Source organism: [Mycobacterium] manitobense (genome assembly GCF_025821665.1).
Lineage (GTDB): Bacteria > Actinomycetota > Actinomycetes > Mycobacteriales > Mycobacteriaceae > Mycobacterium > Mycobacterium arseniciresistens.
Window position 1 is genome coordinate 1 of the sequence record NZ_JACKSJ010000202.1, and the last position, 26,469, is coordinate 26,469.

The 26,469-nt window shown below is 69.4% G+C and carries 26 protein-coding genes; 9 read left to right on the forward strand and 17 right to left on the reverse strand.

From position 1 onward, the window contains the following. Positions 1–849: HNH endonuclease signature motif containing protein (locus tag H7I41_RS22830; RefSeq protein WP_264014909.1), on the forward strand; the 849-nt coding region annotated here is incomplete at its 5' end. Between the two features lie 67 nt (positions 850–916). On the opposite strand, the gene H7I41_RS22835 is transcribed toward H7I41_RS22830, so the two are convergent. Genes H7I41_RS22835 through H7I41_RS22860 form a run of 6 tightly spaced genes read right to left on the reverse strand, consistent with a single transcriptional unit; the run spans position 917 to position 6,162 of the window. Then, a complete protein-coding gene (locus H7I41_RS22835) occupies positions 917–1,267 on the reverse strand; it encodes a nuclear transport factor 2 family protein (RefSeq protein WP_264014910.1) in 351 nt (116 codons plus the stop codon). 8 nt (positions 1,268–1,275) lie between these two features. Then, positions 1,276–1,836 carry a pentapeptide repeat-containing protein gene (locus H7I41_RS22840; RefSeq protein WP_264014911.1) on the reverse strand — a complete coding sequence of 187 codons (561 nt, stop codon included), beginning with the start codon at positions 1,834–1,836 and terminating at the stop codon, positions 1,276–1,278. Positions 1,837–1,839: 3 nt separating this feature from the next. Continuing rightward, positions 1,840–2,451, reverse strand: coding sequence for a GTP-binding protein (locus H7I41_RS22845; protein WP_308214654.1), 612 nt, complete (start codon positions 2,449–2,451; stop codon positions 1,840–1,842). Beyond that, positions 2,432–2,851: a DUF742 domain-containing protein gene (locus tag H7I41_RS22850; protein WP_264014912.1), complete on the reverse strand. Its 420-nt coding sequence runs from the start codon at positions 2,849–2,851 to the stop codon at positions 2,432–2,434. The genes H7I41_RS22845 and H7I41_RS22850 overlap by 20 nt, the downstream gene beginning before the upstream one ends. Positions 2,852–2,857: 6 nt before the next feature. Beyond that, positions 2,858–3,310, reverse strand: coding sequence for a roadblock/LC7 domain-containing protein (locus H7I41_RS22855; RefSeq protein WP_264014913.1), 453 nt, complete (start codon positions 3,308–3,310; stop codon positions 2,858–2,860). After that, entirely contained in the window at positions 3,307–6,162 is a 2,856-nt protein-coding gene (locus H7I41_RS22860; protein WP_264014914.1) for an ATP-binding protein, read from the reverse strand. Before H7I41_RS22860 ends, H7I41_RS22855 begins: the two co-directional genes overlap by 4 nt. A 204-nt stretch (positions 6,163–6,366) precedes the next feature. On the opposite strand from H7I41_RS22860, the gene H7I41_RS22865 reads away from it, so the two are divergent. Then, on the forward strand, positions 6,367–6,831 hold the full coding sequence (locus H7I41_RS22865; protein ID WP_264014915.1) for a tRNA (cytidine(34)-2'-O)-methyltransferase: 465 nt from the start codon (positions 6,367–6,369) through the stop codon (positions 6,829–6,831). Between the two features lie 8 nt (positions 6,832–6,839). Here H7I41_RS22865 and H7I41_RS22870 read toward each other — a convergent pair whose 3' ends face one another. Continuing rightward, a complete protein-coding gene (locus H7I41_RS22870; protein ID WP_264014916.1) occupies positions 6,840–7,481 on the reverse strand; it encodes a nitroreductase family protein in 642 nt (213 codons plus the stop codon). A 24-nt stretch (positions 7,482–7,505) separates the two neighbouring features. Here H7I41_RS22870 and H7I41_RS22875 point away from each other — a divergent pair, with 24 nt between their 5' ends. Both H7I41_RS22875 and H7I41_RS22880 read left to right on the forward strand, forming a co-directional pair. Continuing rightward, entirely contained in the window at positions 7,506–7,919 is a 414-nt protein-coding gene (locus H7I41_RS22875; protein WP_264014917.1) for a TIGR03667 family PPOX class F420-dependent oxidoreductase, read from the forward strand. Beyond that, a complete protein-coding gene (locus H7I41_RS22880) occupies positions 7,895–8,530 on the forward strand; it encodes a class I SAM-dependent methyltransferase (protein WP_264014918.1) in 636 nt (211 codons plus the stop codon). The genes H7I41_RS22875 and H7I41_RS22880 overlap by 25 nt, the downstream gene beginning before the upstream one ends. Here H7I41_RS22880 and H7I41_RS22885 read toward each other — a convergent pair. From H7I41_RS22885 to H7I41_RS22910, 6 genes are read right to left on the reverse strand one after another with little or no spacing between them, the layout of a single operon-like run. Continuing rightward, positions 8,520–9,299 (reverse strand): TauD/TfdA dioxygenase family protein, encoded by a 780-nt coding sequence (locus tag H7I41_RS22885; RefSeq protein ID WP_264014919.1) that lies wholly within the window; start codon positions 9,297–9,299, stop codon positions 8,520–8,522. The genes H7I41_RS22880 and H7I41_RS22885 overlap by 11 nt on opposite strands. Next, positions 9,287–10,324: a D-alanine--D-alanine ligase family protein gene (locus H7I41_RS22890; protein WP_264014920.1), complete on the reverse strand. Its 1,038-nt coding sequence runs from the start codon at positions 10,322–10,324 to the stop codon at positions 9,287–9,289. The genes H7I41_RS22885 and H7I41_RS22890 overlap by 13 nt, the downstream gene beginning before the upstream one ends. Continuing rightward, positions 10,324–11,628, reverse strand: coding sequence for an ATP-grasp domain-containing protein (locus H7I41_RS22895; RefSeq protein ID WP_264014921.1), 1,305 nt, complete (start codon positions 11,626–11,628; stop codon positions 10,324–10,326). The genes H7I41_RS22890 and H7I41_RS22895 overlap by 1 nt, the downstream gene beginning before the upstream one ends. Beyond that, entirely contained in the window at positions 11,625–12,458 is an 834-nt protein-coding gene (locus H7I41_RS22900) for an O-methyltransferase (protein ID WP_264014922.1), read from the reverse strand. Before H7I41_RS22900 ends, H7I41_RS22895 begins: the two co-directional genes overlap by 4 nt. Continuing rightward, positions 12,455–13,678, reverse strand: a complete 1,224-nt coding sequence (locus H7I41_RS22905) for a sedoheptulose 7-phosphate cyclase (RefSeq protein ID WP_264014923.1) — start codon at positions 13,676–13,678, stop codon at positions 12,455–12,457. Before H7I41_RS22905 ends, H7I41_RS22900 begins: the two co-directional genes overlap by 4 nt. Then, positions 13,675–14,355, reverse strand: a complete 681-nt coding sequence (locus H7I41_RS22910; protein ID WP_264014924.1) for an HAD family hydrolase — start codon at positions 14,353–14,355, stop codon at positions 13,675–13,677. The genes H7I41_RS22905 and H7I41_RS22910 overlap by 4 nt, the downstream gene beginning before the upstream one ends. A 297-nt stretch (positions 14,356–14,652) precedes the next feature. On the opposite strand from H7I41_RS22910, the gene H7I41_RS22915 reads away from it, so the two are divergent. Beyond that, positions 14,653–15,132, forward strand: coding sequence for a TetR/AcrR family transcriptional regulator (locus tag H7I41_RS22915; protein WP_264014925.1), 480 nt, complete (start codon positions 14,653–14,655; stop codon positions 15,130–15,132). A gap of 102 nt (positions 15,133–15,234) precedes the next feature. On the opposite strand, the gene H7I41_RS22920 is transcribed toward H7I41_RS22915, so the two are convergent. Further along, positions 15,235–18,528, reverse strand: coding sequence for an error-prone DNA polymerase (locus H7I41_RS22920; protein ID WP_264014926.1), 3,294 nt, complete (start codon positions 18,526–18,528; stop codon positions 15,235–15,237). A gap of 108 nt (positions 18,529–18,636) precedes the next feature. Here H7I41_RS22920 and H7I41_RS22925 point away from each other — a divergent pair, with 108 nt between their 5' ends. Both H7I41_RS22925 and H7I41_RS22930 read left to right on the forward strand, forming a co-directional pair. After that, positions 18,637–19,671, forward strand: coding sequence for a hypothetical protein (locus H7I41_RS22925; RefSeq protein WP_264014927.1), 1,035 nt, complete (start codon positions 18,637–18,639; stop codon positions 19,669–19,671). Between the two features lie 60 nt (positions 19,672–19,731). Beyond that, positions 19,732–20,508 carry a bestrophin-like domain gene (locus H7I41_RS22930; RefSeq protein ID WP_264014928.1) on the forward strand — a complete coding sequence of 259 codons (777 nt, stop codon included), beginning with the start codon at positions 19,732–19,734 and terminating at the stop codon, positions 20,506–20,508. Positions 20,509–20,530: 22 nt separating this feature from the next. Here the strand turns inward: H7I41_RS22930 and H7I41_RS22935 are convergent, their stop codons facing one another. From H7I41_RS22935 to H7I41_RS22945, 3 genes are all read right to left on the reverse strand, one after another. Next, positions 20,531–22,066: an APC family permease gene (locus H7I41_RS22935; RefSeq protein ID WP_264014929.1), complete on the reverse strand. Its 1,536-nt coding sequence runs from the start codon at positions 22,064–22,066 to the stop codon at positions 20,531–20,533. Beyond that, a complete protein-coding gene (locus H7I41_RS22940; protein WP_264014930.1) occupies positions 22,063–22,950 on the reverse strand; it encodes a universal stress protein in 888 nt (295 codons plus the stop codon). Before H7I41_RS22940 ends, H7I41_RS22935 begins: the two co-directional genes overlap by 4 nt. A gap of 106 nt (positions 22,951–23,056) precedes the next feature. Next, on the reverse strand, positions 23,057–23,926 hold the full coding sequence (locus H7I41_RS22945) for a MaoC family dehydratase (RefSeq protein ID WP_264014931.1): 870 nt from the start codon (positions 23,924–23,926) through the stop codon (positions 23,057–23,059). An 82-nt stretch (positions 23,927–24,008) separates the two neighbouring features. Between H7I41_RS22945 and H7I41_RS22950 the strand changes: the two genes are divergently transcribed. Together H7I41_RS22950 and H7I41_RS22955 are read left to right on the forward strand one after the other, a co-directional pair. Then, positions 24,009–24,434, forward strand: a complete 426-nt coding sequence (locus H7I41_RS22950) for a MarR family winged helix-turn-helix transcriptional regulator (RefSeq protein WP_264014932.1) — start codon at positions 24,009–24,011, stop codon at positions 24,432–24,434. A 32-nt stretch (positions 24,435–24,466) separates the two neighbouring features. After that, on the forward strand, positions 24,467–26,464 hold the full coding sequence (locus tag H7I41_RS22955) for an SDR family oxidoreductase (RefSeq protein WP_264014933.1): 1,998 nt from the start codon (positions 24,467–24,469) through the stop codon (positions 26,462–26,464). Positions 26,465–26,469: the final 5 nt, after the last annotated feature.

Genomic DNA, 26,469 nt, shown 5'->3' on the forward strand with positions numbered 1-26,469 from the left:
GACGCCGTCGACGCCGTCGCCGCACCCTTCGTCATCCATGTCGTGAACGGACCCGACGAGCACCCGGACACCGAAGCCCAACCGGCCGAGCCCGCCGAGTCCGCTGAGACCGCCGCCGAGTCGGCTGAGGCCGAGGCCGACGACGAATCCACCGACGAGCCAGAGCCGGCGGACGACCCTGCCGACGCCGACTCGGTGGCCACGCTCGTCCGCAACGACGGCATCCTGCCGCCCGAACAGATCGCCAACATCGCCGAGCACGCCAGCATCCGGCCGCTGATCCATCCCGGTGACGCCGGCCCCGAACCGCGCTACACCCCCTCGCGCAACCTGGCGGAGTTCGTGCGGTGCCGCGACCTGGGCTGCCGGTTCCCCGGCTGCGACGTGCCGGCGTTCAGCACCGACATCGACCACACCATCCCCTACCGCCAAGGCGGACCGACCCAGGCGTCGAACCTGAAATGCCTGTGCCGCCTGCACCATTTGATCAAGACGTTCTGGGGCTGGCACGACCGACAACACCGCGACGGCACCGTCATCTGGACCAGCCCGGCGGGCCAGACCTACACCACCAGACCGGGATCGGCGCTGCTGTTCCCCAACCTCTGCGCACCGACGGCCGCCGCAGTCATCACACCGCGACCCGACGACCCCAGCGGTGAACGCACCGCGATGATGCCCCAACGGCAACGCACCCGAGCCCAGAACAAAGCCGCCCGCATCGCCGCCGAACGCCAACAGAACCGCGAACACCGCGAAGCCCGCCGCCAAGCCCGCCGACAAGCACTCGACGCACTGTTCGCCCCCAAAACAACCCCACAACCCGGCGACGAACCACCACCCTTCTAGCGACTCCGCGGCCCAACACCGCCGACGCCATCACACGTCGGCGGTATCCGCTTGCGCGAGGCAGGATTCAGTGCACATCTGGGTGCACCGCACGTAACTGCGCGCTGTCCCAGTAGCCGCGCTGGTGTTCGATCAGCCCGTCGCGGACATGGAAGAACCCGCAGCCGCGAAAGCCGTCCGGGTCGACCCATTCCAACGCGGCCCAATCACCCTCGACCACGAGGTTGATCGGTGTGCACGTCAACGGGCCCGCCGCGAACGTCTCGCGGTGGAACTGCTCGATCGCCGCCCGGCCGGCGACGGGGTCCAGCGCGATCTGATGGTTCACCGCATCCTCGGCGTACAACGCCGAAGGGGCCTCCGCATCACTGGCGTTGAACAACTCCACCCAGCGCTCGATGGTCTCCCGCGTTGTCACCGGCCCTCCTACTCCGCGTTGACATCGAGCCCATGTGCCGCGGCGTACGACAGTGCCTGCTCGATGTCGATTTTCGCACCGCGCACCGAGGCGGTGGTCCAGAACGTCGGGTCCATTCGCGCGCCGCGCAGATCGGCCTCGCCGAACTTGGCCCCGTTGCAGCGGGCACCGATGAGATCGGCGCGGCGCAGCACCGTCTTGCGCAGGTCGGCGCCCACGAGGCCGGCCTCCCGCAGCCGGCAGTCCGACAGGTCGACCCCGCGCAGGTCGCAACCGCCCAGCACCGCCAGGGTCATGTCCACCTCGACCAGCACGAGCGGCCGCAACCTGCACTCGGTGAACTCCGAACCGAGCAGGCTGCAGTGCTTGAACGTACTGTGCCACAACGTCGTCCGCCGGAAACGGCAGTTCCGGAACGCCGTCCCGACATGCTCGGACTCACTCATGTCGACTCCGCTGAAGTCACATCCGTCGAACACCACCCGATCGGTGCGCAACCGGCTCAGGTCCTCGTCGCGGAAGTCCCGGCCGATGAACTCCTCTTCGGCCCAGACCGTGTCGCCGCTCACCCGTCAGCCGGGCAGCGCGCTGAGGCTGTCGAGGGCGTACTCGGTGACCGCGATCAAGGCGGCCTTCGCCGAATGCCGGTCGCGGGCATCCACACTGACCACCGGGATACGGTCCGGCAGTGCGAGCGCCTTGCGCACCGCGGCGGCGGGATGCTTCGGCGCGTTGTCGAATTCGTTGACCGCGATGAGGAACGGCAGCCGGCGCGCCTCGAAGAAGTCGACCGCGGCGAAGCTGTCCTGCAGCCGCCGGACGTCGACCAGGATGATCGCGCCGATCGCCCCGCGCACCAGGTCGTCCCACATGAACCAGAAGCGGCGCTGCCCCGGCGTCCCGAACAGATACAGCACCAGGTCGTCACCGAGGGTGATGCGGCCGAAGTCCATCGCCACCGTGGTGGTCCGCTTGTCGGGGGTGGCGTCCAGTCCGTCCAGCCCGGCCGACGCGTTGGTCACCAGGGCCTCGGTCCGCAACGGCATGATCTCCGACACCGCACCGACGAAGGTGGTCTTCCCGGCGCCGAATCCACCGGAGATGACGATCTTGGTCGAGGATGAGCGCTCGCGCGAAGACGCTGTCCCCGCGGCGTCGCGTCGATCAGAGTGCCCTGAGGCCACGCAGCGTCCTTCCTATCAATTCGCGACGTTCGTCGTAGGTCGCCGAGTCGTCGAGGGTGACGAGCACCCGTAGATAACCTTGCGTCACCAGGTCACCGATCAGCACGCGCGCCACGCCGAGCGGCACGGACAACCTGGCCGCGATCTCGGCGACCGAGGGCCTGTCCACACACAACGCCAGGATCTGACCGCGGATGTCGCTCGCCGGCCAGCGCGGCGCCTTGCCCGAGTTCAACGTCTCCACCGGCGCCTCCATCGGCAGGTGGACGCGAGACTCCGTGCGACCCGCGGTCAGAGTGTACGGCCGGACCAGGTTCGGCGTCGGCCCGGACTCCTCGGGGTCAGGTCCCGGATCCGGTTCCCAACCGCTCGATTCGCCTCTGCCGCTCGGATAGTCCATCGCGGATCACGAGTGCTGCGGAGTCCGTCGAGCCGACTGCACCACGGTGCCGACCCGCTCTACCAGTATCGCCATCTCGTAACCGATCTGGCCGATGTCACATGACCGCTTGGCCAGCGTCGCCAGATTCGACCCGTCGCCGACCCGCATCAGCAACAGGTAGCCGTTCTCCATCTCGACCACCGACTGCAGCACGTGCCCGCCGTCGAACAGCTGTGCCGCGCCGGTGGACAGGCTCGCCAGCCCGGACGCGACGGCTGCGAGCTGGTCGGCCCGCTCGCCGGGCATGTGCTCGCTGGCCGCCATCAGCAGTCCGTCGGCCGACACCAGCACCGCGTGCGACACACCGGACACCTCGCGAGCGAACTTCGAGACCAGCCAGTCGAGCGACTCGCGCGCGGACGGGCGTGCGAATGAGTCCCGGGGGTTCGCGGTGCTCCTGCTGTCCGGAAACGTCATTCGTATTCAGATCCTCTGGTCTCACGGGCGTGCATGCGGCCGGCGTGCACACCGCCGAAGTGGTTGCTGATGCTCGCGCGGACAGCGTCCGGATCGCGCAGCGGAAGCGACTCCGACCCATTGCCGGCGTCGACCGCCGATGCTACCTCGTCGTCCTGGTCGACGCTGCGATGCGCTCCGCCGTTGCGATGCCCGCCGTCGACGGCGTCGACCCCGCCCGGCACCAGCCGGGCGCCCGGCTGCCGCACCGGCAGCCCCTCCTCGGTGTGCGCGACGACGGGCGCCTCGTCGGCAGCTTCAGCCGCTGACCAGCCGTGATCCCATACCGACTCCCAGTTGAGGTCGCTGCTGTTGGCGATCTCATGGGGATCGATCAACCATTCCGACAGCATCTTCTGATAGATCGCGTCGTCGGACCCGGCGGTCTCGGACACGTCGCCGGACAGCTCCCCCGGCAGGTCGGCGGGACCGCGGACCGGCTCGACGGCGGACGCGGGCTCGGCCATTTCATGCGGCCGCTCGTCCTGCGGCGGCTCGACCGGCTCCGGCCGGTGCACGCCGTTGCTGGCCACCTGCGCCCGCGAGGCGAAGAACGCCGACGTGTTCGACGGACCCTGCGGTTCGGCCGGCGTCTGCGCCGGCATCGAGTCCTCCGGCCAGTCATCGACGGGCTGCAGGTCGGGCTGCACGTCGGGCTCATCGACGGGCGCCGGCGCGGGGACGCCGGAGATGCCACTGGCACCGGGGTTGCGCTGCGGCAACAGCGAGATCGGGATGTCGGCGTGACCGTTGAGGTGCCCGGCCGGCTCGTCCTGGGCCGCATGGCCGAACTCGTCGCCGTAGACGTCACCGTGCGCGGTCCCGTTCGTGCGCTCCCGGCCGGGCGACGGGATCGCCGCGAAGGCGGTCAGGCCGGCGGGTGCGTCGGCCGACTCGGCGTAGGGCTCGGGCGACGCGGCGTCACTGCGCGCGATCAGCTCGACCGGCACGTACACCCCCGCGGTGGTGCCCGAGTTCGGCTCCTCGGCGACCGTGGCGCGCAGCCGGACCACCAGGCCGTGCTGGGCGGCCAGCCGTCCGACCACGAACAGGCCCATGTGCCTGGCGGTGTACGGGTCGACCTCACCGCCGGACTGCAGGCGGGTGTTGGCCACCCGGAGGTCCGACTCGGTCATGCCCAGCCCGATGTCGCTGACCTCGATCACCAGTCCGCCGTTGCCGCTGTGCACCGCCGACACCCGGACCTGCGAGATCGGCGGTGAGTAGCGCAACGCATTGTCGAGCAGTTCGGCGAGCAGATGCACCAGGTCACCGGCCACCGGACCGGCGATTTCGCTGTCGGGCACCGTCGCGGTGATCACCCTGGCGTAGTCCTCGACCTCCGATGCGGCGGCGTTGATGATCGCCGCCACGGGCACCGGTGCGGCCTGGTCGCGCGGGATCCTCGCCCCGGAGAGCACCAGCAGATTGGCGCCGTTGCGGCGCATCCGGGCCGCGAGGTGGTCGAGCCGGAACAGGCTCTCCAGCCGCTCGGGGTCGTCCTCGTTGGCCTCGAGCCGGTCGATCAGCGACAACTGCTGGTCCACCAGCGACCGGCTGCGCCGCGACAGCGTCTCGAACATGTCGCCGACCTGCATCTGCAACCGCGCCTGCTCGCCGGCCAGGAAGACCGCCTGCTCGTGCAGTTCGTCGACGGCGTGGGCGACCTGCCCGACCTCCTCGGTGGTGTGCACCGGGATGGGGGCCACCGGGCCCGGCTCACCGCCGGCGCGCACCCGCTCGATCTCGCCGGCCAGGTCCTCGTGGGCGACCTTGAGGGCGCTGTCGCGCAGCCGGCGCAGCGGCTGCACCAGCGAGCTCGCCACGAGCAGCACCACCGCCAGCGCGATGACGATCGCGACGGCCACCAGCACGGCGTCCCGGATGGCTGCGCTGCGCTGTGCGGCGGCCTCTTCGTTCACGGCCGCGGGGATGCTGGCGGTCAGGTCGTCGATCATGGTGCCGGCGATGCCGTCGGTCACCTGCTGGGACTGGAGCAGTTCGGGGTTGCCCACCAGCACCACCCCCGGGGTGGCCATCATCGACATCCGCTTGAACATCTCGGTGCGCAGCGTGGCGGCATCCTGCGACGCCGGACCGAGCAGCTCGGCCATGCCGGTGACCGTGGACGGTTCGGTGCCCGCCAGCGTGGTCATCGACACCCGCAGCTCGGGTTCGGGTACGTCACCGCCACGGGTGACGAGCATGTGCTGCAACGCCATCTGGCCGCGGGCGCCGATGGCCCGCGACAGGGCCTGCGCCTGCACCTGCACGTCGGCGGTGTCGGCGCGCGCCGATCCGGTGACGGCCGTCTCAGAGGTGAGCAACAACGCCCCGTATGCGAGCACCCGGCCCCGTAGGTCGATGGTGTTGGCCATCACCTTGTTGATCAGTTCCTGACCGATGGTGAGCAGGTTGTTGACGGCCGACTCGACGTCGTCCACGACGTCGGTGTTCTCCAACCGCTCGCGGAGATCGGCCTTGCGGGAGTCGAAGTCGGCCAGCGGCTGCTGCGTCGGGGTGCCCTCCGTGGCGGCGATCATCGCGCCCTCGAAAGCCGCCATGTACTCGCTGATCGCCGGGATCATGTCCGCACGCTGGGCGGCCAGGCGCAGTTCTGACGCCTCGCTCGCACTGGCATTGATCCGCAACCCGCCGAACCCGCCGGCCAGCAGCAGCGGCACCAGCACGATCGCGAAGACCTTCCAGCGCACCGGCCAATTGGTCGGCGACCACCGCGACGGACGCCTCGTCGGCGCCGCGGGCGCGACGGAACCGCCGGCTGGTCCGCTCAGTATTGGATCGTGATTCATAGGTTTCCTGCTGTTTCGCCGTATGCGGGCGGCGCGGTTCTACGCCTATATGCGCCTGGCAATTGCACGAGTATGACAGCCACTCGCGGGCGATTCCACAATTCTTACTGAACAGACAGAGTTCACAACGGTCCTTCAGTGTCGCCTCGTGGTAGACGAGCAAACAGTTTCGGCCACCGGCGATTCAGCTGCGATCATCATCGGATGTTCCGGGTGATGTTCTACTCGCCGCGGATCGCGCCGAACACCGGCAACGCGATTCGCATGGTGGCGGCGACGGGTTGCGAGCTCCACCTCGTCGAACCGTTGGGGTTCGACCTGACCGAACCGAAGCTGCGCCGCGCCGGGCTCGACTACCACGACCTCGCGTCGGTCACCGTGCACCCGAATCTGCCTGCGGCGTGGGCAGCCCTGGCTCCGAAAGCCGTGTACGCGTTCACCGCGCACGCCCGGACGCCGTTCGGCGAGATCGGCTATCGCCCCGGCGACGTGCTGATGTTCGGTCCCGAACCGACCGGCCTGGACGACGAGACACTGGCCGACCCGCACATCACCGCGACGGTGCGTATCCCGATGCTCGACGGCCGGCGGTCACTCAATCTGTCCAACGCCGCCGCGGTGGCGGTGTACGAGGCATGGCGCCAGCAAGGTTTCACCGGCGCGGTGTGACGACCGGCCTACCAGGTGTCCCAGTGCGTCAGCTGCTCGGCGGGCAGCCGCTTGGCGGGCTTGAAGTCGGTGCCCTTGGTGTAGGCGATGGGGAACAGCCCGCCCTGGGCGTACCTGTCGAACGGAATGCCGAGCAGCTCGGCGGCCTGCTTCTCGCCGTCGCCCATCAGGTGCAGCGAGGTCCACGCCGACCCAAGGCCGCGGGACCGCAGCGCGAGCATGAAGCTCCACACCGCGGGCATCAGCGACCCCCAGAACCCGGCGCTCATCGACGCGGGAGCGCCGTCGGGCCTGCCCTCCAGGCACGGGATCAACATCACCGGCACCTCGTGCAGGTGTTCGTTGAGAAACTTCGCCGAATCCATCACCTTCGGCGTGCGTTCGTCGCGGCTGTCGCCGAAGGACGGCTTAGGGGCGTTCAGGTACGGCGTCGCGTTGGTGCGGTAGATGTCGGCGAGCGCCTTCTTCTTCTCCGCGTCCTCGACGAACACCCACTGCCAGCCCTGCGCATTGGAGCCCGTCGGCGCCTGCAGCGCGATCTCCAGACACTCCATCAGCACGTCCCGCGGCACCGGCTTCTCGAGGTCCAGGCGCTTACGCACCGAACGGGTGGTGGTCAGGACTTCGTCGGCAGACAGGTTCAAGTTCATCTCCGCGAGACTACATTCGCTCCCATGGCAGTCGACTTGACGCAAGAGGTTTCCGACAGGCTCGAAGCAGACCACTTCGGGTGGCTCACCACGGTGGCGAAGTCAGGGCAGCCGGTGCCGCGGCTGGTGTGGTTCTACTTCGACGGCACCGACATCGTCGTCTACACCATGGGGCAGGCGGCCAAGGTGCGGCACGTCGAGAACCACCCGCAGGTCAGCCTCAACCTCGACTCCGACGGCAGCGGCGGGGGCATCATCGTCATCGGCGGCGAGGCCACCGTCGACGCCACCGACGCCGACCCGCGCGAGGATGCGCCGTACTGGGCCAAGTACGCCGCTGACGCTGAGAAGATCGGCATCGCCGACGCGATGGCCTCCTACAGCACCCGGCTGCGGATCCGCATCGACAGGGTGTGGACCACGCCGACGGCGGGGTGACCATGCACAACGCATCTGATTTCGAGCGGCCCGTCAGCACCTGGCAGGACATCCCCGGCTGGTTCACATGGCGCGGCGGCCAGGAGGAGGCGGTGGCCCACTTCGGCGACGGCAGCCGCTTCGTCGAGGTGGGCTGCTACCTGGGCAAGAGCCTGTGCTCGCTGGCCGAGGTGGTGCGTGGGAGCGGTCGCGACATCGCGGTCACCGGTGTGGACACCGGTCGCGGCAGCGGCCCGGAGGGGGTCAGCGAGATCAACGCTCACGGGCCCGCGGTGGAATTCGGCGGCGGCACCTTCGCCGGACTGCTGCACCGCAACCTGATCTCCTGCGGCGCAGCCGATCTGGTACAGCTGCTGATCACCGACTCGCTCGCGGCCGCCGCGCTGTTCGCCGACGAGTCACTGGCCTGGGTGCACCTCGACGCCCGGCACGACTACGACAGCGTGCGGGCCGACATCGCGGCATGGCTGCCCAAGGTGCGTCCCGGCGGCTGGCTGTCCGGCGACGACTACAACCGGGATTGGTTCCCCGGCGTGGTCGACGCGGTCGGCGACACACTGCCCGGGGCCGAGGTCTGGTGGTCGACGCAGTGGCGGTGGCTCAAGCACTGACGGAGTCGGCGACCATGCCGCGGTGCATCACCCGGTCGCCGTCGACGCCGTCGTGGTCCGCGCGGTGCATCACGCACCGGTTGTCCCACATCACCACGTCGCCGGGGCGCCACTGGTGGCGCAGCACGTTGTCCTCGCGGGTGGAGTGTGCGACGAGCATCGAGACCACCCGGGCCGCCCGGTCCGCGGACAGTCCGCTCACCGCCGCACACCGCTTCGGTGTCGACAGGTACAGCGCGGTACGGCCCGACAACGGATGCGTCAGCGCCACCGGGTGAGCGGCCGAGGTCTCCTCGTCGTCACCGAGATCGAGGCCGGTGACGACGTGGGTGATGCTGCGCCCCTGCAGATCCCCGCGAACGTGTGTGGGCAGCGTCTCCCACGCCCGGTACTGGTTGGTGAACAGGGTGTGGCCCCCGTGCCGCGGGACGTCGACGGCGCGCAGCGCGGTGTAGGCGGGCGGGCGGCGCACGTAGCTGGTGTCGACATGGAAGTTCGACCGCGGCGGCGTTGTCCGCCCGACATTGCTGATCACGTTCAGGTCGGCGAATCCGGGCACCGGCGTCTCCCCGGCCGTGAACATCAATTCGCCGAAACCCCGTAGGAACGCCAGGAACCCGGAGTCGTCGACGCACTGGCCGGACATGATCACGACGCCATGGCGGGCGAGCACCTGCTGCAGGCGGCCGACGGTCTCGTCGTCCAGCGCCCCGACCCGCAGGCCCTCCACCAGCGCGCCGACCGGCGCCAATTGCCTCACCTCGAACACGACGCCGATCCGATCTCGGCCTGCCGCAGCATGTGTGCGAACAGATCGGCCACCTCGCAGCCGTCGGCCGCGGCCATCATGGCGATGACGCTCGACGCGGCGAACGAGCAGTACAGGCCGGCCTCGAGGAACCACGGTTCGCCGTCGGGGTCGATGCGGAAGTCGAAGAGGCCATAGTGCCGGCATCCCAACGCCCGATAGCAGGACCGGGCCGCAGCCCAGACCTGTTGCGTCACCGGGTCCTCGGGCGCGACGATCCACGCCCGGTTGACGTCCTTGGCCACCAGGAACAGTTCACCGTCGGCGCCGCGGGCCAGCTTGTCCCCCGCCGTGCGGATCGGCTTGCTCGACGGATCCACCGCGTACTCCTCGAGCGGCAGGCACCACAGTTCGCCGTCACGCTCCACCACACCGCAGCGCACCTCGCGACCCAGCTCGACGTAGGACTCGACGAGCACGCCGGAGCCATGCGCCGTCGCCGCGTCGACCGCGGGTCCGAACTCCGCATCGTCACGCACCAGGCTGACCCCCGCCGAATTGTCGGCGGCGGCAGGCTTCACCACCACCGGCAGCGGTATGCGCAGCGCGTCGCCGGGTTCCAGGGTCTGCGCGTCCGGCACCGGAACCCCGGCGGCCGCGACGACCGCCCTGGCCTTGGTCTTGTCGGCGGTCATCGCCATCACCTCGGGCCGGTTCCCCAGATACTGCAGCCCGAGCAGGTCGAGCAGCGCCCGGAAGGTGGTCATGCCTGGACGGCAGAACATCTGCGGCACCACCACGTCGATGGGCATGTCGCTCAGCCGGTCGACGGCCGCCGCGATGCTGTACGACTCTGCGGCGGCGATACTCTCGGTCTCCAGAGTGGCGGGAAAGCACCACTTGCCGCCCGGTGCGACGTAGGCGATCTGATGGCGGTATCGGTGCGGCGCGTCGAGTGCGGCGAGGCAGTCGCGGGCATACAGCCGGGAGAGGTCGGCGTGGAACTCGTCGACGGGCGAGCCGACGAGGTGCAGCACCGAGATCATCAGTCGCCTCCTGCCTCGACGAGCTTGCCGATGTTGAAGTCGATGCGGCTCCACCCTCGGCCGCTGCGCAGGTTGGCCAGCAGGAGCGAGGGGATCTGCAGGTGGTGAACCACTAGGTAGGGCAACGGATCCCAACGGGAGAAGATCGCGTCGCGGCCCCGCAGCATTGTCGTCAGTCCACCGCGGCCGGTCAGCAGGCGCCACAGCTCGTGATAGGTCCAGTAGGTCGCCCGCGCCTCGGCGGCCGGAGTGATCTCGACGTGCTGGGCGTCGAGGTACGCGCCGGCGACACGGGGATCGTCGCCGAACACGGTGATTGCAGAATGCGTCCGCGGATTGCACTCGATGGCGTACGGCGTGCCGTCCGCGGCCTCGATGAAGTCGAACGACACCTGGCCGGTCAACTCGAGGCTCTTGACGAGATGTTCGACCCAGTGCCGGATCCGCGGCTTGTCGACGTGCGCGTAGTTGACCTGGAACGCCGACGACTCGCAGCAGCAGTAGACGCGCATGGCGCCGTCGCGCACGGTGGCGTGGGTGCAGTACTCGCGGCCGGGGATGAATTCCTGCAGGATCCACGGGTCGTCCGCGGAGATGGCCAGTGAGCGCGCGTATGCCGCATTGCGCTCGGGTGTCTCGCGGGTCAGCGGGGTGAGGTCGGTCCGTCCGACCGGGTGATAGGCGATCCGCTTGAGGATGTACGTCCTGCCCTCGGGGAAGTCGAACTCCTCGACCTGCCGCGCATCGGTGATGCGGTGGGTGTCGGGCACGCTCAGACCGAGAGACGCCGCGAGCCGGGAGAATTCAGACTTGTCGTCGAGCGCGGCGACGGTGTCGGCGTGACCGTGCACCACGTCGCACACGTCGTCGAGCAGTGATCGTGCCCGCGCGTCGGGCACGCTGGCCGCGGGGCTCGACACCGGCACGACGACGTCGACCCGCTCCCGGCCGACGATGTCGAGCAGCGCCTGGGCGTAGCCGGGATCCGACGGCTCCGGAACGCAGTGGAACGCGTCGACGGCCTTGGAGAAGCGGTGACCGGTCCAGCGGTACTTCGCCGACTCCACCAGCACCACCCGGTGTCCGGCGAGGTGGAACGACCTCGCCAGCTGCAGTGCCTTGGTCATCTTGCCGCCCGTGAGCAGAACGGTCCGCACCACGACGGGTCCCGGCAGGCGGGCCGGCGGCGGACGGCGTCGCGCCAGCGCCAGTCCCACGACGGCGAGGTCGACCGGCAGGGTGGCGCACAGCGCGGCCAAGGCCGCCACCGTGCGTCCGGTGTGTGCCCGTGCCGTCGCCGTCACCAGTCGTCGGCCCGGCGGATGAGGGTGATGCCGTCGCGGACCGGGAGCAGCACCTGCTCGACGCGTGGATCGGCGGCCACGGCGGCGTTGAAGGACGCGATCGCCGCGCCGTTGGCCGTCGGCTCACCGCTGACCGCGTACGGCTGACCCTGCATCAGCGTGTTGTCGACGGCGATCACCGCGCCGGGCGCCAGCAGGTCCGAGTCGAGCAGGACCTCGAGGTAGCCCAGGTATCCGGCCTTGTCGGCGTCGATGAACACCAGGTCGAACGCCTGCAGTTCATCGTGGCGGGCGCGTTCGGCGAGCATGCCCAGCGTCTCCATCGCCGGCGCCACGGCGACGGTGATCTTCTTGCCCGACGGGGACGCGGCGAAACATCGCCGCGCGAACTGCGCTGCATGCCGGTCGATCTCGCAGGCGACGAGCACGCCGTCGGCGGGCAGCGCCTCGGCCATGGCGAGCGCCGAGTAACCGGTGAACATCCCGATCTCGAGCACCCGGGTGGCGCGGGTCATGTGCACCAGGAACTTCAGCGCCTGACCCTCGACGTGGCCGGAGAGCATCTCGGCCTCGAGCCCGTCGGTCCAGTACGCCCCTTGTGTGCGGCGGGCGAGCTCGGCCAGGGCGGGCGACTCGGGGGTGGTGCACCGGTCGAGGTAGTGATCCAGCCCGGCGGCCAGATCTCGCGCCCTGGCCAGCCTCGTCAGCGTCTCGGCGTCGACGTCGGGTGTGGTCTGCAGCCGTCGCCAGACCTCCTCGAGTTCCGCGGCCAGGATGGTCGACGGGGTCACCGCCCAGGGCAGACGCCGCTGCTCGGACTGCACGCTCATGACGCCACCACCGGCTCTGCGGCGGTGAACATCTCGATCCCTTCACCGCCACGGTCGAGCTCGATGCACAGCTTCTTGTGCAGTGTCAGCGTGTCGGACAGCTCCTCGACGGAGACGTCGTTGAGGAAGCGGCAGCGCCCGATCGGGTCGGGGATCGCCGCCCGCAGGGTGCCGTCGCGGGTCTTGAGGATCGAGCTGGTCGCCTGCTCCAGCAGTTCCGGGGTCAGGTGATCGCTGTCCAGCGCGAGCCCGAGTCCGCTCATCACCGCCAGCACGCGGTCCCGGTCGGCGGTCGTCAGGTGGCCGCGTCGCTCGGCGAGGGTGACCGACAGCGCCATGTCGATGTTGATGGCGTGCCCGTGGAAGAACGGCACCGGTGGAGCGAGTTCGAGCGTCGGGCTCCACGTGTGACCGAAGGCGATGACCCGGTCCAGATCGATCTCGTGCAGGTTGGGTGCTTCGAGCTCCAGCATGGTCGCGATGGCCTGGTAGGTCAGCCGGTCGCCGACCCGGCGGAGTTCCGGTGTGCCGTCGAGGTGGCCGAATCTGGTGGAAAGCAGTGCCGGGCCGTGCTCTTCGAGCATCTGGAAGATCTCGGCGTTGCCCACCACGGCGATCTTGATGAGTTCGGCCATGCCGTTGCGCACCTGGTCGGCCGGCAGCGTCTTCAGGAAGGAGAAGTCGAGGAACACCCGCTGGGAAGCGTGATAGGCGCCCAACCGGTTCTTGTGCTTGCCGTAGTTGACGGCGACCTTGATCGACACGCTGGCGTCGATCAGACCGATCAGCGTGGTGGGGATGCGGATGTAGGGGGTGTTGCGCCGGTAGCTGGCGCAGGCGAAGCCGGCGACGTCGGTGGTCAGCCCGCCGCCGACGACCAGCACCGGTTCCGTGCGGACCAGTCCGAAGGCGTCGAACTCGCCGACGATGCGCTCGAAGGTCTCCAGCGACTTGGCCGTCTCGCGGATCTGCACGGGAACCACCGTCAGCGCGATGCCGTGATGATCGAAGTAGTGGTGGATCGCCTCGCGGTAGAGCGCGTAGACGGTCTCGTCGATCACCATCAGGGCGCGGCCGTAGGACCGGTAGCACTCGGCGAGGTCGGGGCGGTCGACGTCGAAGACACCGTCGACGTAGAGCAGGTCGTATTCGATCTTCTCGTAACCCTCGACGTGAAAGGCCTTGTCGGTGGCCGAGACCCGGGCGGTCATGTCGCTCATTCCGTGAACCCCTCGCTCACGGCCAGAGAGACGACCCGGCGCTGGTCGAGATTGTTCACCGTCTCGGCCGCAGCGCCGAAGTCGGCGCCCTCGGTGTTCTCGTTCGGGAAGGCGATGCACGTCACCCCGGCGGCCGTCGCGGCCTTCACCCCGCCGGCGTTGTCCTCGATCGCGACCGACTTCGCGGCGTCCACACCGAGTTGCTCGAGCGCCCTGAGATAGCACGCTGCATCGGGTTTCGGTGTGTCGACGGCATCGCTGTCGACGATCAGGTCGAAGGGATCCCCGCCGAGGTGCGGTTCGAGCGCCGACAGCAGCGCGGTGATGTTGGCCCGCGACGTGGTGGTGACGAAGCCGAGCTTCACGCCCTTGGCCTTGGCGGCGTCGATGACGTCGGCCACTCCGGGTCGCGGGGCCAGACCGGAGTCGGCCACCAGCCGCTGGAAGATCTCCGACTTGGTGGCGTGGACGGCGGCGGCGTCGACCTCGTCGCCGACGGCCTTGGCGTACTCGTCGATCCGGTCGGCGCCGCCGTTGGCGCCGAGCATCTCGCGGTAATCGTCCTGCGACCAGTTCCAGTCGAGTCCGTGGTCCTTGAACGCGTCGTTGAAGGCCCGGCGTTGCAGCTCCGAGGTGTCAGCAACCGTACTGATGGAGCCGAAGAGGATGGCGGCCATGAGAGATCCTTCCTGGTCGGCGGCGAAAACGCTCAACACGAGCACGCCGCGCACATTGGGGAGACAGCTATCGGCGTCGCGGACGCCCGCTTCTCGACACCCCGCGATGACAACCAATCTGACCGTTCACTACTGAACAGTTCGTCCATTACTTCACACTTGATGCACTATTGGAAGAGTTGTCCATCAGATAATTTCTGTCGGATCCATGACGCGGACGAGGGAGGTGATCGCACGGGGATCGAGGACGCACGCATCGGCCGCACCCGCGCCGATGTCTCCCGCGCGGCACTCGACGTGCTGATCGGCGAAGGCTGGGAGCAGGTGACCCATGCCCGGGTGGCAGAGGCGGCCGGTTACTCCAAGTCGACGCTGTACACCCACTGGCCGTCGCGGTACGACCTCATCGCCATGGCGATCGACTCGCTCGGGGACATGCCCCACCACGAGCCCACCGGAGAACTGCGGGCCGACATCGTCGGCGAGCTGACGGTGTTCCGGCAGGCCATCCGCGAACTGCGGCTGGACCACATCCTGGCCGGGATGGCGCAGTCGGCATCGGTCGACGACGTCGCGGCGCTGCGCGACCGGGTCAACTCGGCGGGCCAGCGCAACCTGCGCGACATGCTGGCTCAGCGATTCTCCGGCGACGTCCTGGAGGCGGCCGTGTCCATGCTGACCGGCGTCGTGGCCTGCCCGTCACTGATGTTCGGCCACCTGCCCGAGGACCGGGTGATCGCCGCAGCGGTGGACATCGTGCTGGGACACAAGAGCTAGCCTCGTTTTTGCGTCCAGGGCTGCACCCGCGCCGAATTCACGACCCTGGCTGCAAAATCCGCGCGCTCACCGGCTCAGGCTGTCTGTTCCGTTTCGCTGCGCTCACCGGAAGTCCCTCGACTTCGACACCACCCGCAGGTCGAGCTTCTCCAGCCGGTCGGCCACCACGGTCACCGCGCCGGTGGCGTTCTGCACGATGCCACGGATCACCATCGCCGGTGCGGTCTGCGCGAGCCGGCGGTGCCGCGCCCACACCCCGGGTGCGCACAGCACATTGACCATCCCGGTCTCGTCCTCGAGGTTGACGAACGTCACGCCCTGCGCCGTCGCAGGCCGCTGCCGGTGGGTCACCGCGCCCGCGACCAGCACCCGGCTGCCGTCCCGCACGCCGAGCAGCTTGTCGGCCGGGACGACCCCCATCGCGTCGAGGTGCTCACGCAGGTACTGGGTGGGATAGCTGTCCGGGGAGACGCCCGTCGCCCACACGTCCGCCGCGGTCAACTCCAGCTCACTCATCCCCGGCAACGACGGCACATGCGACGACGAGCCGACACCCGGCAGCCGGTCGGGCCGTTCGGCGGCGGCCGCCCCCGCCGCCCACAGCCCCTCGCGGCGGGTGATGCCGAAGCAGCCCAGCGCCCCCGCCGTCGCCAGCGCCTCGGTCTGCGGCACCGACAGCTGCACCCGCCCGGTCAGATCGAGCAGATCGGTGAAGGGGCCGTTGGTTTTCCGCTCGTCGACGATGCGCTCGGCGAGCTCGTCGCCGATGTGGCGGACACTGCCCAGACCCAGCCTGACGTCGAGCCCGCTGTTCTCACACGTGGCGTGCGCCAGGCCGGCGTTGGCATCGGGGCCGTGCACGGTGACCCCGTGCCGCCGGGCGTCGGCCACCAGCGACTGCGGCGAATAGAACCCCATCGGCTGGGCACGCAGCAGCGCGGCACAGAACGCCGCCGGATGGTGCAGCTTGAACCACGAGGAGTAGAACACCAGCGACGCGAACGACAGCGAATGGCTCTCCGGGAAACCGAAATTGGCGAACGCCTCGAGCTTCTCGTAGATCCGGTCGGCCACGTCACCGGTGATGCCGTGCCGGTTGCGCATCCCGTCGTAGAAGCGGCCACGCAGCCTGCGCATCTTCTCGGTGGAGCGCTTCGAGCCCATCGCCCGGCGCAGCTGGTCGGCCTCCGCGGCGGTGAAGCCCGCACAGTCGACGGCCAGTTGCATCAGCTGCTCCTGGAACAGCGGCACGCCCAGCGTCTTCCGCAGGGCCGACTCCATCGACGGGTGGTCGTAGGTGACCGGCTCCTCGCCGTTTCGCCGCTTGATGTACGGGTGCACCGACCCACCCTGGATCGGCCCTGGCCGGATCAGCGCCACCTCGACCACCAGGTCGTAGAACAGCCGCGGCTTCAGCCGGGGCAGGGTGGCCATCTGGGCGCGCGACTCCACCTGGAACACGCCGACCGAGTCGGCCCGCTGCAGCATCTCGTACACAGCGGGCTCGGAGAGATCGAGCTGGGCCAGGTCGACGTCGATGCCCTTGTGCTCGGCGACCAGGTCGATGCAGTAGTGCAGGGCCGAGAGCATCCCCAGTCCGAGCATGTCGAACTTCACCAGACCGATTGCGGCACAGTCGTCCTTGTCCCACTGCAACACGCTGCGGTTCTCCATGCGCGCCCACTCCACCGGGCACACGTCGGCGATCGGCCGGTCGCATATCACCATGCCCCCGGAGTGGATGCCCATGTGCCGCGGCAGGTTGGAGATCTGCTGGGCCAGGTCGATCACCTGCTCGGGGATGCCCTCGACGTGTTTGGTGTCCGCGAGCTTGCCCCACTGCCCGAACTGCTTGCTCCAGGCGTCCTGCTGCCCCTGGGAGAAGCCGAGCGCACGGGCCATGTCGCGCACGGCGCTGCGCCCGCGGTAGGTGATGACGTTGGCGACCTGGGCGGCGTAGTCGCGACCGTAGCGTTGGTAGACGTACTGGATGGCCTGCTCGCGCAGGTCGGACTCGATGTCGATGTCGATGTCGGGCGGCCCGTCGCGCGCCGGGGACAGGAACCGCTCGAATAGCAATTCGTTGGCGACCGGGTCGACGTTGGTGACGCCGAGGGCGTAACAGACCGCGGAGTTGGCCGCCGACCCGCGGCCCTGGGCCAGGATGCCGTTCTCCCGGCAGAACCGGGTGATGTCGTGCACCACCAGGAAATAGCCGGGGAAGGAAAGCTCTTCGATGACCCTCAGTTCGTGTTCGATCTGGTGGTAGGCCAGCGGCGCGCGCTCCGGCGGCCCGTACCGGTCGCGAGCGCCGGTCATCACCAGATGCCGCAGCCAGCTGTCCTCGGTGTGCCCCGGTGGGACGTCGAACGGCGGCAGCTGCGGGGCGATCAGCGTCAGCCCGAACGCGCACTGCTCGCCGAGGTCGGCGGCGGCGCGGACCGCCTCCGGGCTGTGCGCGAACAGCCGCGCCATCTCCTCACCCGACCGCAGGTGCGATCCGCCGAGCGGCGCAAGCCATCCCGCGGCGTCATCGATCGAGTTGCGGGCCCGGATCGCCCCCATCGCCATGGCCAGCCGCCCCCGCGACGGCTCGGCGAAGTGCGCCGCGGTGGTGGCCACCACGCCGAGACCGTAGCGCGGCGCCAGCTCGAGCAGCGCGGCGTTGCGTTCGTCGTCGCGGGGATGGCCGTGGTGGGTGAGCTCGACGCTGACCCGGTCGCGGCCGAACCGGTCGACCAGGTCGGCGAGCGCCGCGCCGGCCGCTTCCGGACCACCCTGCGACAGTGCCTGCCGCACATGGCCTTTACGGCATCCGGTGAGGATGTGCCAGTGACCGCCCGCGGCCTCGGTGAGCGTGTCGTAGTCGTATCGCGGCTTGCCCTTCTCCCCGCCCGCGAGGTGGGCCCTGGCGATCTCGCGCGACAACCGGCGATAGCCCTCGGGCCCGCGGGCCAGCACCAGCAGATGGGGGCCGGGCGGGTCGGGCACCTCGGTGCGGGCGGTGTTGCCCAGCGACAGTTCGGCGCCGAACACGGTCTGCACGCCGAGTTCGTGGGCGGCCTCGGCGAAGCGCACCACCCCGTAGAGCCCGTCGTGGTCGGTCAGCGCGATGGCGCGCAGATCCAGCCGGGCGGCCTCCTCGACGAGCTCCTCGGGTGTGCTGGCGCCGTCGAGGAAGCTGTACGCCGAGTGCGCGTGCAGTTCGGCGTACGGCACCGACGAGGCGATCCGGTTCTCCCCCACCGGCTCGTAGGCGCCGCGCCTGCTCGACCATGCCGGACTGTCGCCCCCGTCGCCGGTGGGCTCGGCCAGGGGCGCACCGGCGCGGCGGGGCTTGCTGTTGAGCACCCGCTCCATCTCCGGCCAGTTCGACGGCCCGTCGTTCCACGCCACCCGGCCAGTATATCGAACGCCAGTTCGAACGGCTCGGTTGCGCTGCCCGCCGGACGCCGCCCCTCTACGATGCCTTTGGCCCACGGCGGGCCCCACGGAAGGACGGCGATGGCGTCAGGGAAGTACATCGGATACGTCGGTGGCATGGCCGTCGCCGTGGGGGTCGGGGCAGCCATCGCGGCCGCGGGCCACGGCACCGCCAACGCCGACACCGATTCGGGATCGGCGACCTCGAGCAAGGGGTCGGACTCCTCGGCGGGCGCCACCGACGCGGGCCCGAAGAAGGCCGACGTCAAGAAGGCCGACCCGAAGGAGGCCGAGCGCCCCAAGCCGCTCAGGGATCTCGAGGATCGCGCCGAGAAGGTCACCGCGTCGCTGACCAAGGCGGCGGCGGCCAGGAAGTCCGCAGCCGACAAGCGTGCCGAGAAAGCCGACTCTGAGGACGGCGAGCCCGCCCGCACCGCGACGACCGGGAAGCCGAAGCCGACCGCCGAGGAATTCGAGGCCGGACAGGTCCGCAAGCTCAAGGATCTGTTCCAGCCGAAGGAGGCCGCGACGCCCGAGCCCGAAGCCGCGGCCGAGACGCGCCCCGCGATCGGGTCGAACACCAAGGCCGACAGCGGGATCGAGGCCGACGCGGACGCGCCGGTCACCACCGCCGCCGAACCGTGGAGCCCGAACCCGTTCCGGCCGGACGACCCCACGCCGACGGACATGCCCGCCGACGTCATCGCGCTGCGCGATGCCCTGGTGGGTGCGGCGATCGCCCCGGAGTTCCAGCCGTTCATCCGCGAGGGTGTCGAGGCCGGCTACCGGGTCAGCCAGATGGTGCCGTGGGTCAATGTGCTGGTGCCGCTGACGAAGATCGCCCCCGCCCTGCCCGACGCGATCGGTGGTGACCCGGCGGCCAAGGACGCCACGCAGATCATCGTCAACGAGCTGCTGAAGACCACACAGCCGGTGTCGCTGCTGTACTACGGCTACGACCAGCTCGCCGACCTGGCGAACCTCGAGGCCGAAGGCGACGCGCTCAAGCAGCAGTTCTACGTCGACGCATGGAACATCCTCGACCCGTTCGCGCTCCTGCACAACCCGGGGACCTCGGGCATCGGGAACGGCGCGGGCACCGGCCTGACCGTCTGACACGTCGCCGCTGCGGTGTGTTTGCCGTCGCTCGGCCGACGTCCGTGGTCATAATCGGGTGTGATCTGGCTGCTGCAGATTCCTGCGCCGATTCTCGGTCTGCTGTGGGTCGGCGCCGTCGTCGGGTTCTCCGTCGGCGGACTCCTCGTGTTCCGCAAGGCCGTTTCCCACACCAGACTCGAGAACGCGAATGCGGTGTCCAGCACGGTGTTTCAGCTCGCCGGCGTGCTCTATGCCGTGCTCGTGGCGTTCGTCGTTGTGGTGGTGTGGGAGCAGTTCGGTGACGCCGAGGACGCCAGTGGCCTCGAGGCCAGTGCGATCGCCGACCTACTCCGCGACTCGGCTGCCCTGCCTGCGGAGTCCCGCGTCGCGGTGCAGCAGAGCCTCATCGCCTACACCCGGGACGTGATCGACGACGAGTTCCCGCGCATGCGTCGCGGCGAGTCCATCGAGGAGCAGTCCGACGAACTGGCCGACGTCTGGGAGACCTATCTGACGGTGCAGCCGGAGAGCCGCAACGAGATCGCCTTCTTCGATCACGCGATCGTCCGGTTGAACGACCTCAGCGCCAACCGGAAGATGCGGGTGTCCACCGGCGAGGCGTCGGTCCCCGGCGAACTCTGGGTCCTGCTGCTGGGCGGCGGCGGCGTGGTGATGGCGTTCACCTTCCTGTTCGGCACCCGCGATCTGCTGGTTCATGCGCTGGCAGTGGGGCTGACGGCGGCTCTGCTGGGATTCGTCATGTACCTCATCTTCGCGCTGGAGCACCCGTACGTCGGTGCGCTCTCGGTCGAGCCCGCCCCGTACGTGACGGTGCTGCAGGTGTGGTCGGAGTAGCCCCGACCCGGCGCTCGCCGCCCTAGCCGACGGGAGTGTCCACCGGCGCGGGGGTGTCGCGCCGCAGCGTCCGCCCCTGGAAGAACCCCGGGCTGCGCACCCGCCAGATCAGCATCAGTACGGCGCCGAACAGCAGGATGCCGAATCCCATGTAGAAGACCAGCCCGATGCCGCCGACCGAGGTGCCGCTGCCGTTCTCGGGATTCATGCTCTCGCGCACCGAGATCACGAACACCGCGGCGAGCACCAGCCCGCCGAGCAACGGGAACAGGAACTTGAAGACCGCGTTGTGCAGGTTGGCGAACAACTCACGGCGGAAGTACCACACGCACGCGAACGCGGTGATGCCGTAGTACCAGCAGATCATGATGCCCAGCGCCGCAATGGTATCCAGGAGCACACTCTCCGAGAGCAGGCTCACCACGGTGTAGAACACCCCGGTGACCACCCCGGCCACGACGGTGCTGAACACCGGCACCAGGAACCGCGGGTGCACCGAGGCGAACCGGTCCGGAAACGCGCGGTAGGCGCCCATCGCGAGCATCGCACGCGCCGCCGGCAGGAACGTCGTCTGCAGGCTGGCCACCGACGAGGCGAAGATCGCCAGGAACAGCAGCGGTCCGGCCCAGGTGCCGAGCACCGGGTCCGCGAGCGCGCCGAACACGTTGTCGGCGTTCTCCTCGTTGCCCAACCCGAGGCCCTCGGCGCCGACGCCGGCGTACATCATCACCGCGACCGCGACGAGCAGGTAGGTCAGCAGGATCGACAGCACGCAGACGAGCCCCGCCCGTCCGGGCACCTTCGTCGGGTCCTTGGACTCCTCACCCAGCGTCAGGCAGGTGTCCCAGCCCCAGAACGCGAAGATCGAACCGGTCACCCCGATCACGAACGCGCTCAACGCCAAACCGGTGAAGGGGTTGAACCAGTCCAGGTCGAAGGCCAGCCCCGCGGGCGCGTCGCCTGTGCCCACATGCCAGAGCGCCGCGACCGCGAAGGCCAGCAGCACGATCATCTGGAAGCCGACCAGGATGTACTGGACCCGCTCGCTGGTGGTGATGCCGCGACTGGCGATGTAGGTGGCGATCGCGATGAATGCCAGTGTCGTGGCGATGTTGACCGCGGTGTTGCCTGCCAGGTCGGCGATCTCCGGACGGTTGAGGATCCGGGCGATGAACAGGTAGAAGAACTCGACCGCGATCGCCGCGAGGTTCGACAGCACGATGATCGATGCCACGACCATCCCCCACCCGCACATCCACCCGACATAGGGGCCGAACGCCTTGGTGGACCACGTGAAGGACGCACCGCAGTCCGGCGCGCGGGAGTTCAGCTCCCGGTATGCGTAGGCCGTCAGGAACATCGGGATGAAGCCGGCGATGAAGATGGCGGGCATCTTCAGCCCGACCGCGGCCACGATCAGCCCGATGCTGGCCGTCAGTGTGTATCCGGGTGCGACGCAGGAGATGCCGAGAACCGCGCCCGATAGCGTCCCGATCTTGCCGCTGGCCAGCCCCTTCGACACCAGACCTGAGTCGTCGTGCGCCACCGCCTCCGTCACGGCAGGTCCTCTTCACCGAGCTGGTCGCGGGGCACGACGACCATCGGCACGTCGAGCACGCGCAACATCTTGGCCGCCGTGGAACCGAGGAAGAGCCGCTTCGGTGCGCTGAGCCGGCTCGACCCCACCATGATGAGGTCGCCGTCGCGCCATTCCAGCTTGCTGACGGCGGTTTCCACCGACGGTCCGTCCACCACGGTCGACGTCACCGGGAAACCCTCGGGCAGCTCGCTTTTCGCCGTGTCCAGGGTCCGCGCCGCATGGTCGAGCGCTCGCCTGTGCACGGCGTCGGCGTCACCGCGCAGAGTGCCGAAGGTGGGGTCGAGTGCGACCAGCGACACCAGCCGCAGCGGCGTGCCTGCCGCCATGCTGAATCGAACGGCGTTGTCCAGCAACAGATCCGCGCCTTCCCGCTCACCGATGGCGCATGTCACCTCGCGGACCCGCTCGATCCCGGAAAGGCGCGCTCCCCGCGGCGCCACGGCCACCGGCACCGGCGACGAGTGCAGCAGTTCGTTGACCACCGAGCCCAGCGAGAAGCTGCCGGCCAGGCCGCCGCCGGATCCGCCCACCACGAGCGCGTCCGCCTCGAGCCTGCCCGCCTCCCGGATCAGCCCGTCGGCGTACGAGGCGGAGAAGCTGACGTGCCCCTGGGTCACAACGTCATCGGGCACCGCCCCGAGCGCGCGGTCGAGCCACTCCGTGGCCTGCTCGGCGAGCAGGTCCTCGTAGCCACCGGTGGTCACCATCGCGGGCACACCCCGGTCGGGTGGCATCACGATGCAGGCGTGCACCTCGGCGCCGAGCGTCCGGCCCAGGCGCACACCGAGCGCCAGGGCGTCACCACCTCCGGGCGTAGCGAGAAAACCGACCACCAGTCTCACGACCACCACCGCCCGTTCGCGTCTCGTCCGACCGTCGTGATGATCCTGTCAACCGCGGCAGCGATTGGCGACGGCTTCGGCGAAATCCGCGGGAGGGGGCGGTGGCTCAGTCGGTGTACTCGGCGGTGCCGTCCTCGAGCACCAGCCTGCTGTCCGCGCCGTCCGGTGCCGCGGCCTCGGTGCGGAACACCGCCCGGCCGGGGTCGGTGCGCCAGATCGAGGTGGTCAGCGTCTCGCCGGGGAACACCGGCGAGGTGAAGCGGGCGCCGACGGCGGTGATCTTCGTGGCGTCGCCGCCGCCGAGTGCGGCCACCAGCGCCCGGCCCGCCACGCCGTAGGTGCACAGGCCGTGCAGGATCGGCCGCGGGAAACCGGCGAGCTCCTTGGCGAACCACGGGTCGCTGTGCAGCGGATTGCGGTCACCGGTGAGCCGGTAGAGCAGCGCCTGGTCCTCACGGGTGGGCAGGGCGATCTGCGCGTCGGGTGCGCGGTCGGGGATCTGCGGCGCCACCGGGCGCTCACCGGGTTGGCCGCCGAAGCCGCCCTCGCCGCGGATGACGGCGGTGGACAGTGTCTCTGCGACGACCTGGCCGGTGTCCGGGTCGGTGCCGGTGCCCTTGAACACCAGGATCGCGTTCTTGCCCTCACCCTTGTCCTGGATGTCGGCCACCTCGGACACCACGCTGAGCTTGCCGGCCGGCGGGAGCGGCGCGAACAGCCGGATCTGCTGGGACCCGTGCAACAGCATGCCGAAGTTGAAGGTCCCGACTTCGCCGACCGCGCCCCACGCGGGGCTCGCGATGACGGCGTAGGTGGGCAGCACCTGCTGCTCGATGTCGTGGCTGTTCTCGGTGGTGAACGCCAGATCCGCGGTGCCCGCGCCCACTCCGAGCGCATACAGCAGGGTCTCGCGGTCGGTCCACTCGAGCAGTTGAGGTGCGGACTTCTTCCCCACGGCGGTCGGGTCGATCGGCATGGACACTCCCTTCTCGGCTGAGACGGACCATACCGGTAACGCAAAGACGGTTAGCAGGGCGAATAGTGGCTATGGAAGGCAGATGGTCGAGCCGAGCGGGCACTTGGCGATGAGTACGGTGCTCAGGTTGCACCGGTCGATGACGGCGGTGGTGGACCAGCAGCTCAAGTCCGGCTTCGCACTGCGCCTCATCGACTACGAGATCCTCAAGGAGTTGCAGCAGGCCGACGACGTGCGACTGCTGGGCGAGGTGGCCCGCCGGCTCTCGGTGCATGCCACGACGGTGAGCATCGCCTGCGACCGCCTCGCCGAGCGCGGCCTGCTGACGCGCCAGCGCCACCCCACCGACCGCAGGGCCACGCTGGTCACCATCACCGGTGAAGGCCGGGCGGTCGCGGAGGGGGCGACGGCGGCGCTGTGCAGCGTCGGCTTCGGTGTCACCGCCGACGACGCGCGCACCCTGACCGACGCGTTGACGAGTCTGTACGGCAGCGTCACACCTTATTGACCTTTGCCGGGCCAGGGGTGACCATGGCTCGCATGCGCTATGTCGTTACCGGCGGTACCGGGTTCATTGGACGCCGGGTCGTGTCCGAGCTCATTGCCCGCGGCACCGCCGCGCAGGTGTGGGTGCTGGTCCGCCGCGAGTCGCTGTCCCGCTTCGAACGCCTCGCCGGAGAGTGGGGTGAGCAGGTCAGACCGCTGGTGGGCGACCTGACCGCGGCCGGGCTGGACCTGACCGAGGAAGCCGTCGCGGAGCTGGGCGCCGTCGACCACGTGGTGCACTGCGCCGCGGTGTACGACATCACCGCCGACGACCACGCCCAGCGGGCGGCCAACGTCGAGGGCACCCGCGCGGTGATCGAACTGGCCCGCCGCCTCGACGCCACGCTGCACCACGTGTCCTCGATCGCGGTGGCGGGCACCTATCGGGGCCAGTTCACCGAGGACGACTTCGACGTCGCGCAGGACCTCCCGACGCCGTACCACCAGACGAAGTTCGAAGCCGAACTGCTGGTGCGGTCGGCCCCCGGCCTGCGCTACCGGGTGTACCGGCCCGCCGTGGTGGTCGGCGACTCGCAGACCGGCGAGATGGACAAGATCGACGGCCCCTACTACTTCTTCGGTCTGCTGGCGAAGCTGTCGCGGCTGCCGAGCCTCACCCCGATCGCGCTGCCCGACACCGGCAGGACCAACATCGTCCCGGTCGACTACGTGGCACGCGCCCTGACGGAGTTGCTGCATGCCGAGGGCCGCGACGGCCAGACGTTCCACCTGACCGCACCCGGCACCATCGGGCTGCGCGGCATCTACCGGGGTGTCGCGAAGGCCGCCGGCCTGCCGCCGCTGCGCGGCACGCTGCCTAGGGTGACGGCCGCCCCGGTGCTCGGCGCGACCGGGCGGATGAAGGTGTGGCGCAACATGGCGGCCACCCAACTCGGTGTGCCCGCCGAGATCCTCGACGTCGTCGACCTGGCCCCCACGTTCACCGCGGACAACACCGCGGAGGCGTTGCGCGGCACCGGCATCGAAGTGCCCGCCTTCTCCTCGTACGCCCCGCAGCTGTGGCGGTACTGGGCGAAGCACCTCAATCCCGACCGGGCCCGCCGCGACGATCCGGCCGGTCCGCTGGTGGGCAGGCATGTCGTCATCACCGGCGCCTCCAGCGGCATTGGCCGCGCCGCCGCCCTCGCGGTCGCCGCACGCGGCGCGACGGTGTTCGCGCTCGCCCGCAACGCCGAGGCGCTCGACGACCTGGTCGCCGAGATCCGGGCTGCAGGCGGTCAGGCGCACGCGTTCACCTGTGATGTCGCCGATTCGGCGTCGGTGGACGCGACCGTGAAGGACATCCTTGGCCGGTTCGACCACGTCGACTATCTGGTGAACAACGCCGGCCGCTCCATCCGCCGTTCGGTGACCAACTCCACCGACCGTCTGCACGACTACGAGCGGGTGATGGCGGTCAACTACTTCGGGGCGGTGCGGATGGTGCTCGCGCTGCTTCCGCACTGGCAGGAGCGCCGGTTCGGTCACGTGGTCAACGTGTCCAGCGCGGGCGTGCAGGCCGCGAGCCCGAAGTACAGCGCCTACGTGCCCAGCAAGGCCGCGCTCGACGCGTTCGCCGACGTGGTGTCCACCGAGACGCTGTCCGATCACGTCACGTTCACCACGATCCACATGCCGCTGGTGAAGACCCCGATGATCGCGCCCTCGCGCAAGCTCAACCCCATGCCGCCGATCACGGCCGACCACGCTGCCGCGATGATCGTGCGGGCACTGATCGACAAGCCGGCGCGCATCGACACCCCCGTCGGCACCCTCGCCGACATCGGGATGTACTTCGCGCCCAAGCTGTCCCGCCGGGTGCTGCATCAGGTCTATCTGGGTTATCCGGACTCGGCCGCAGCCAGGGGCGTCAGCGCTGACACGCCCACGGCGCGCCGGCCTGCGCGCCCGTCGCGCCCGGCCGCGTCGCCGATCAGGATGCCGCGGCCGGTCAAGCGCATGGTGCGACTCGTCCCCGGCGTGCACTGGTAACGCCG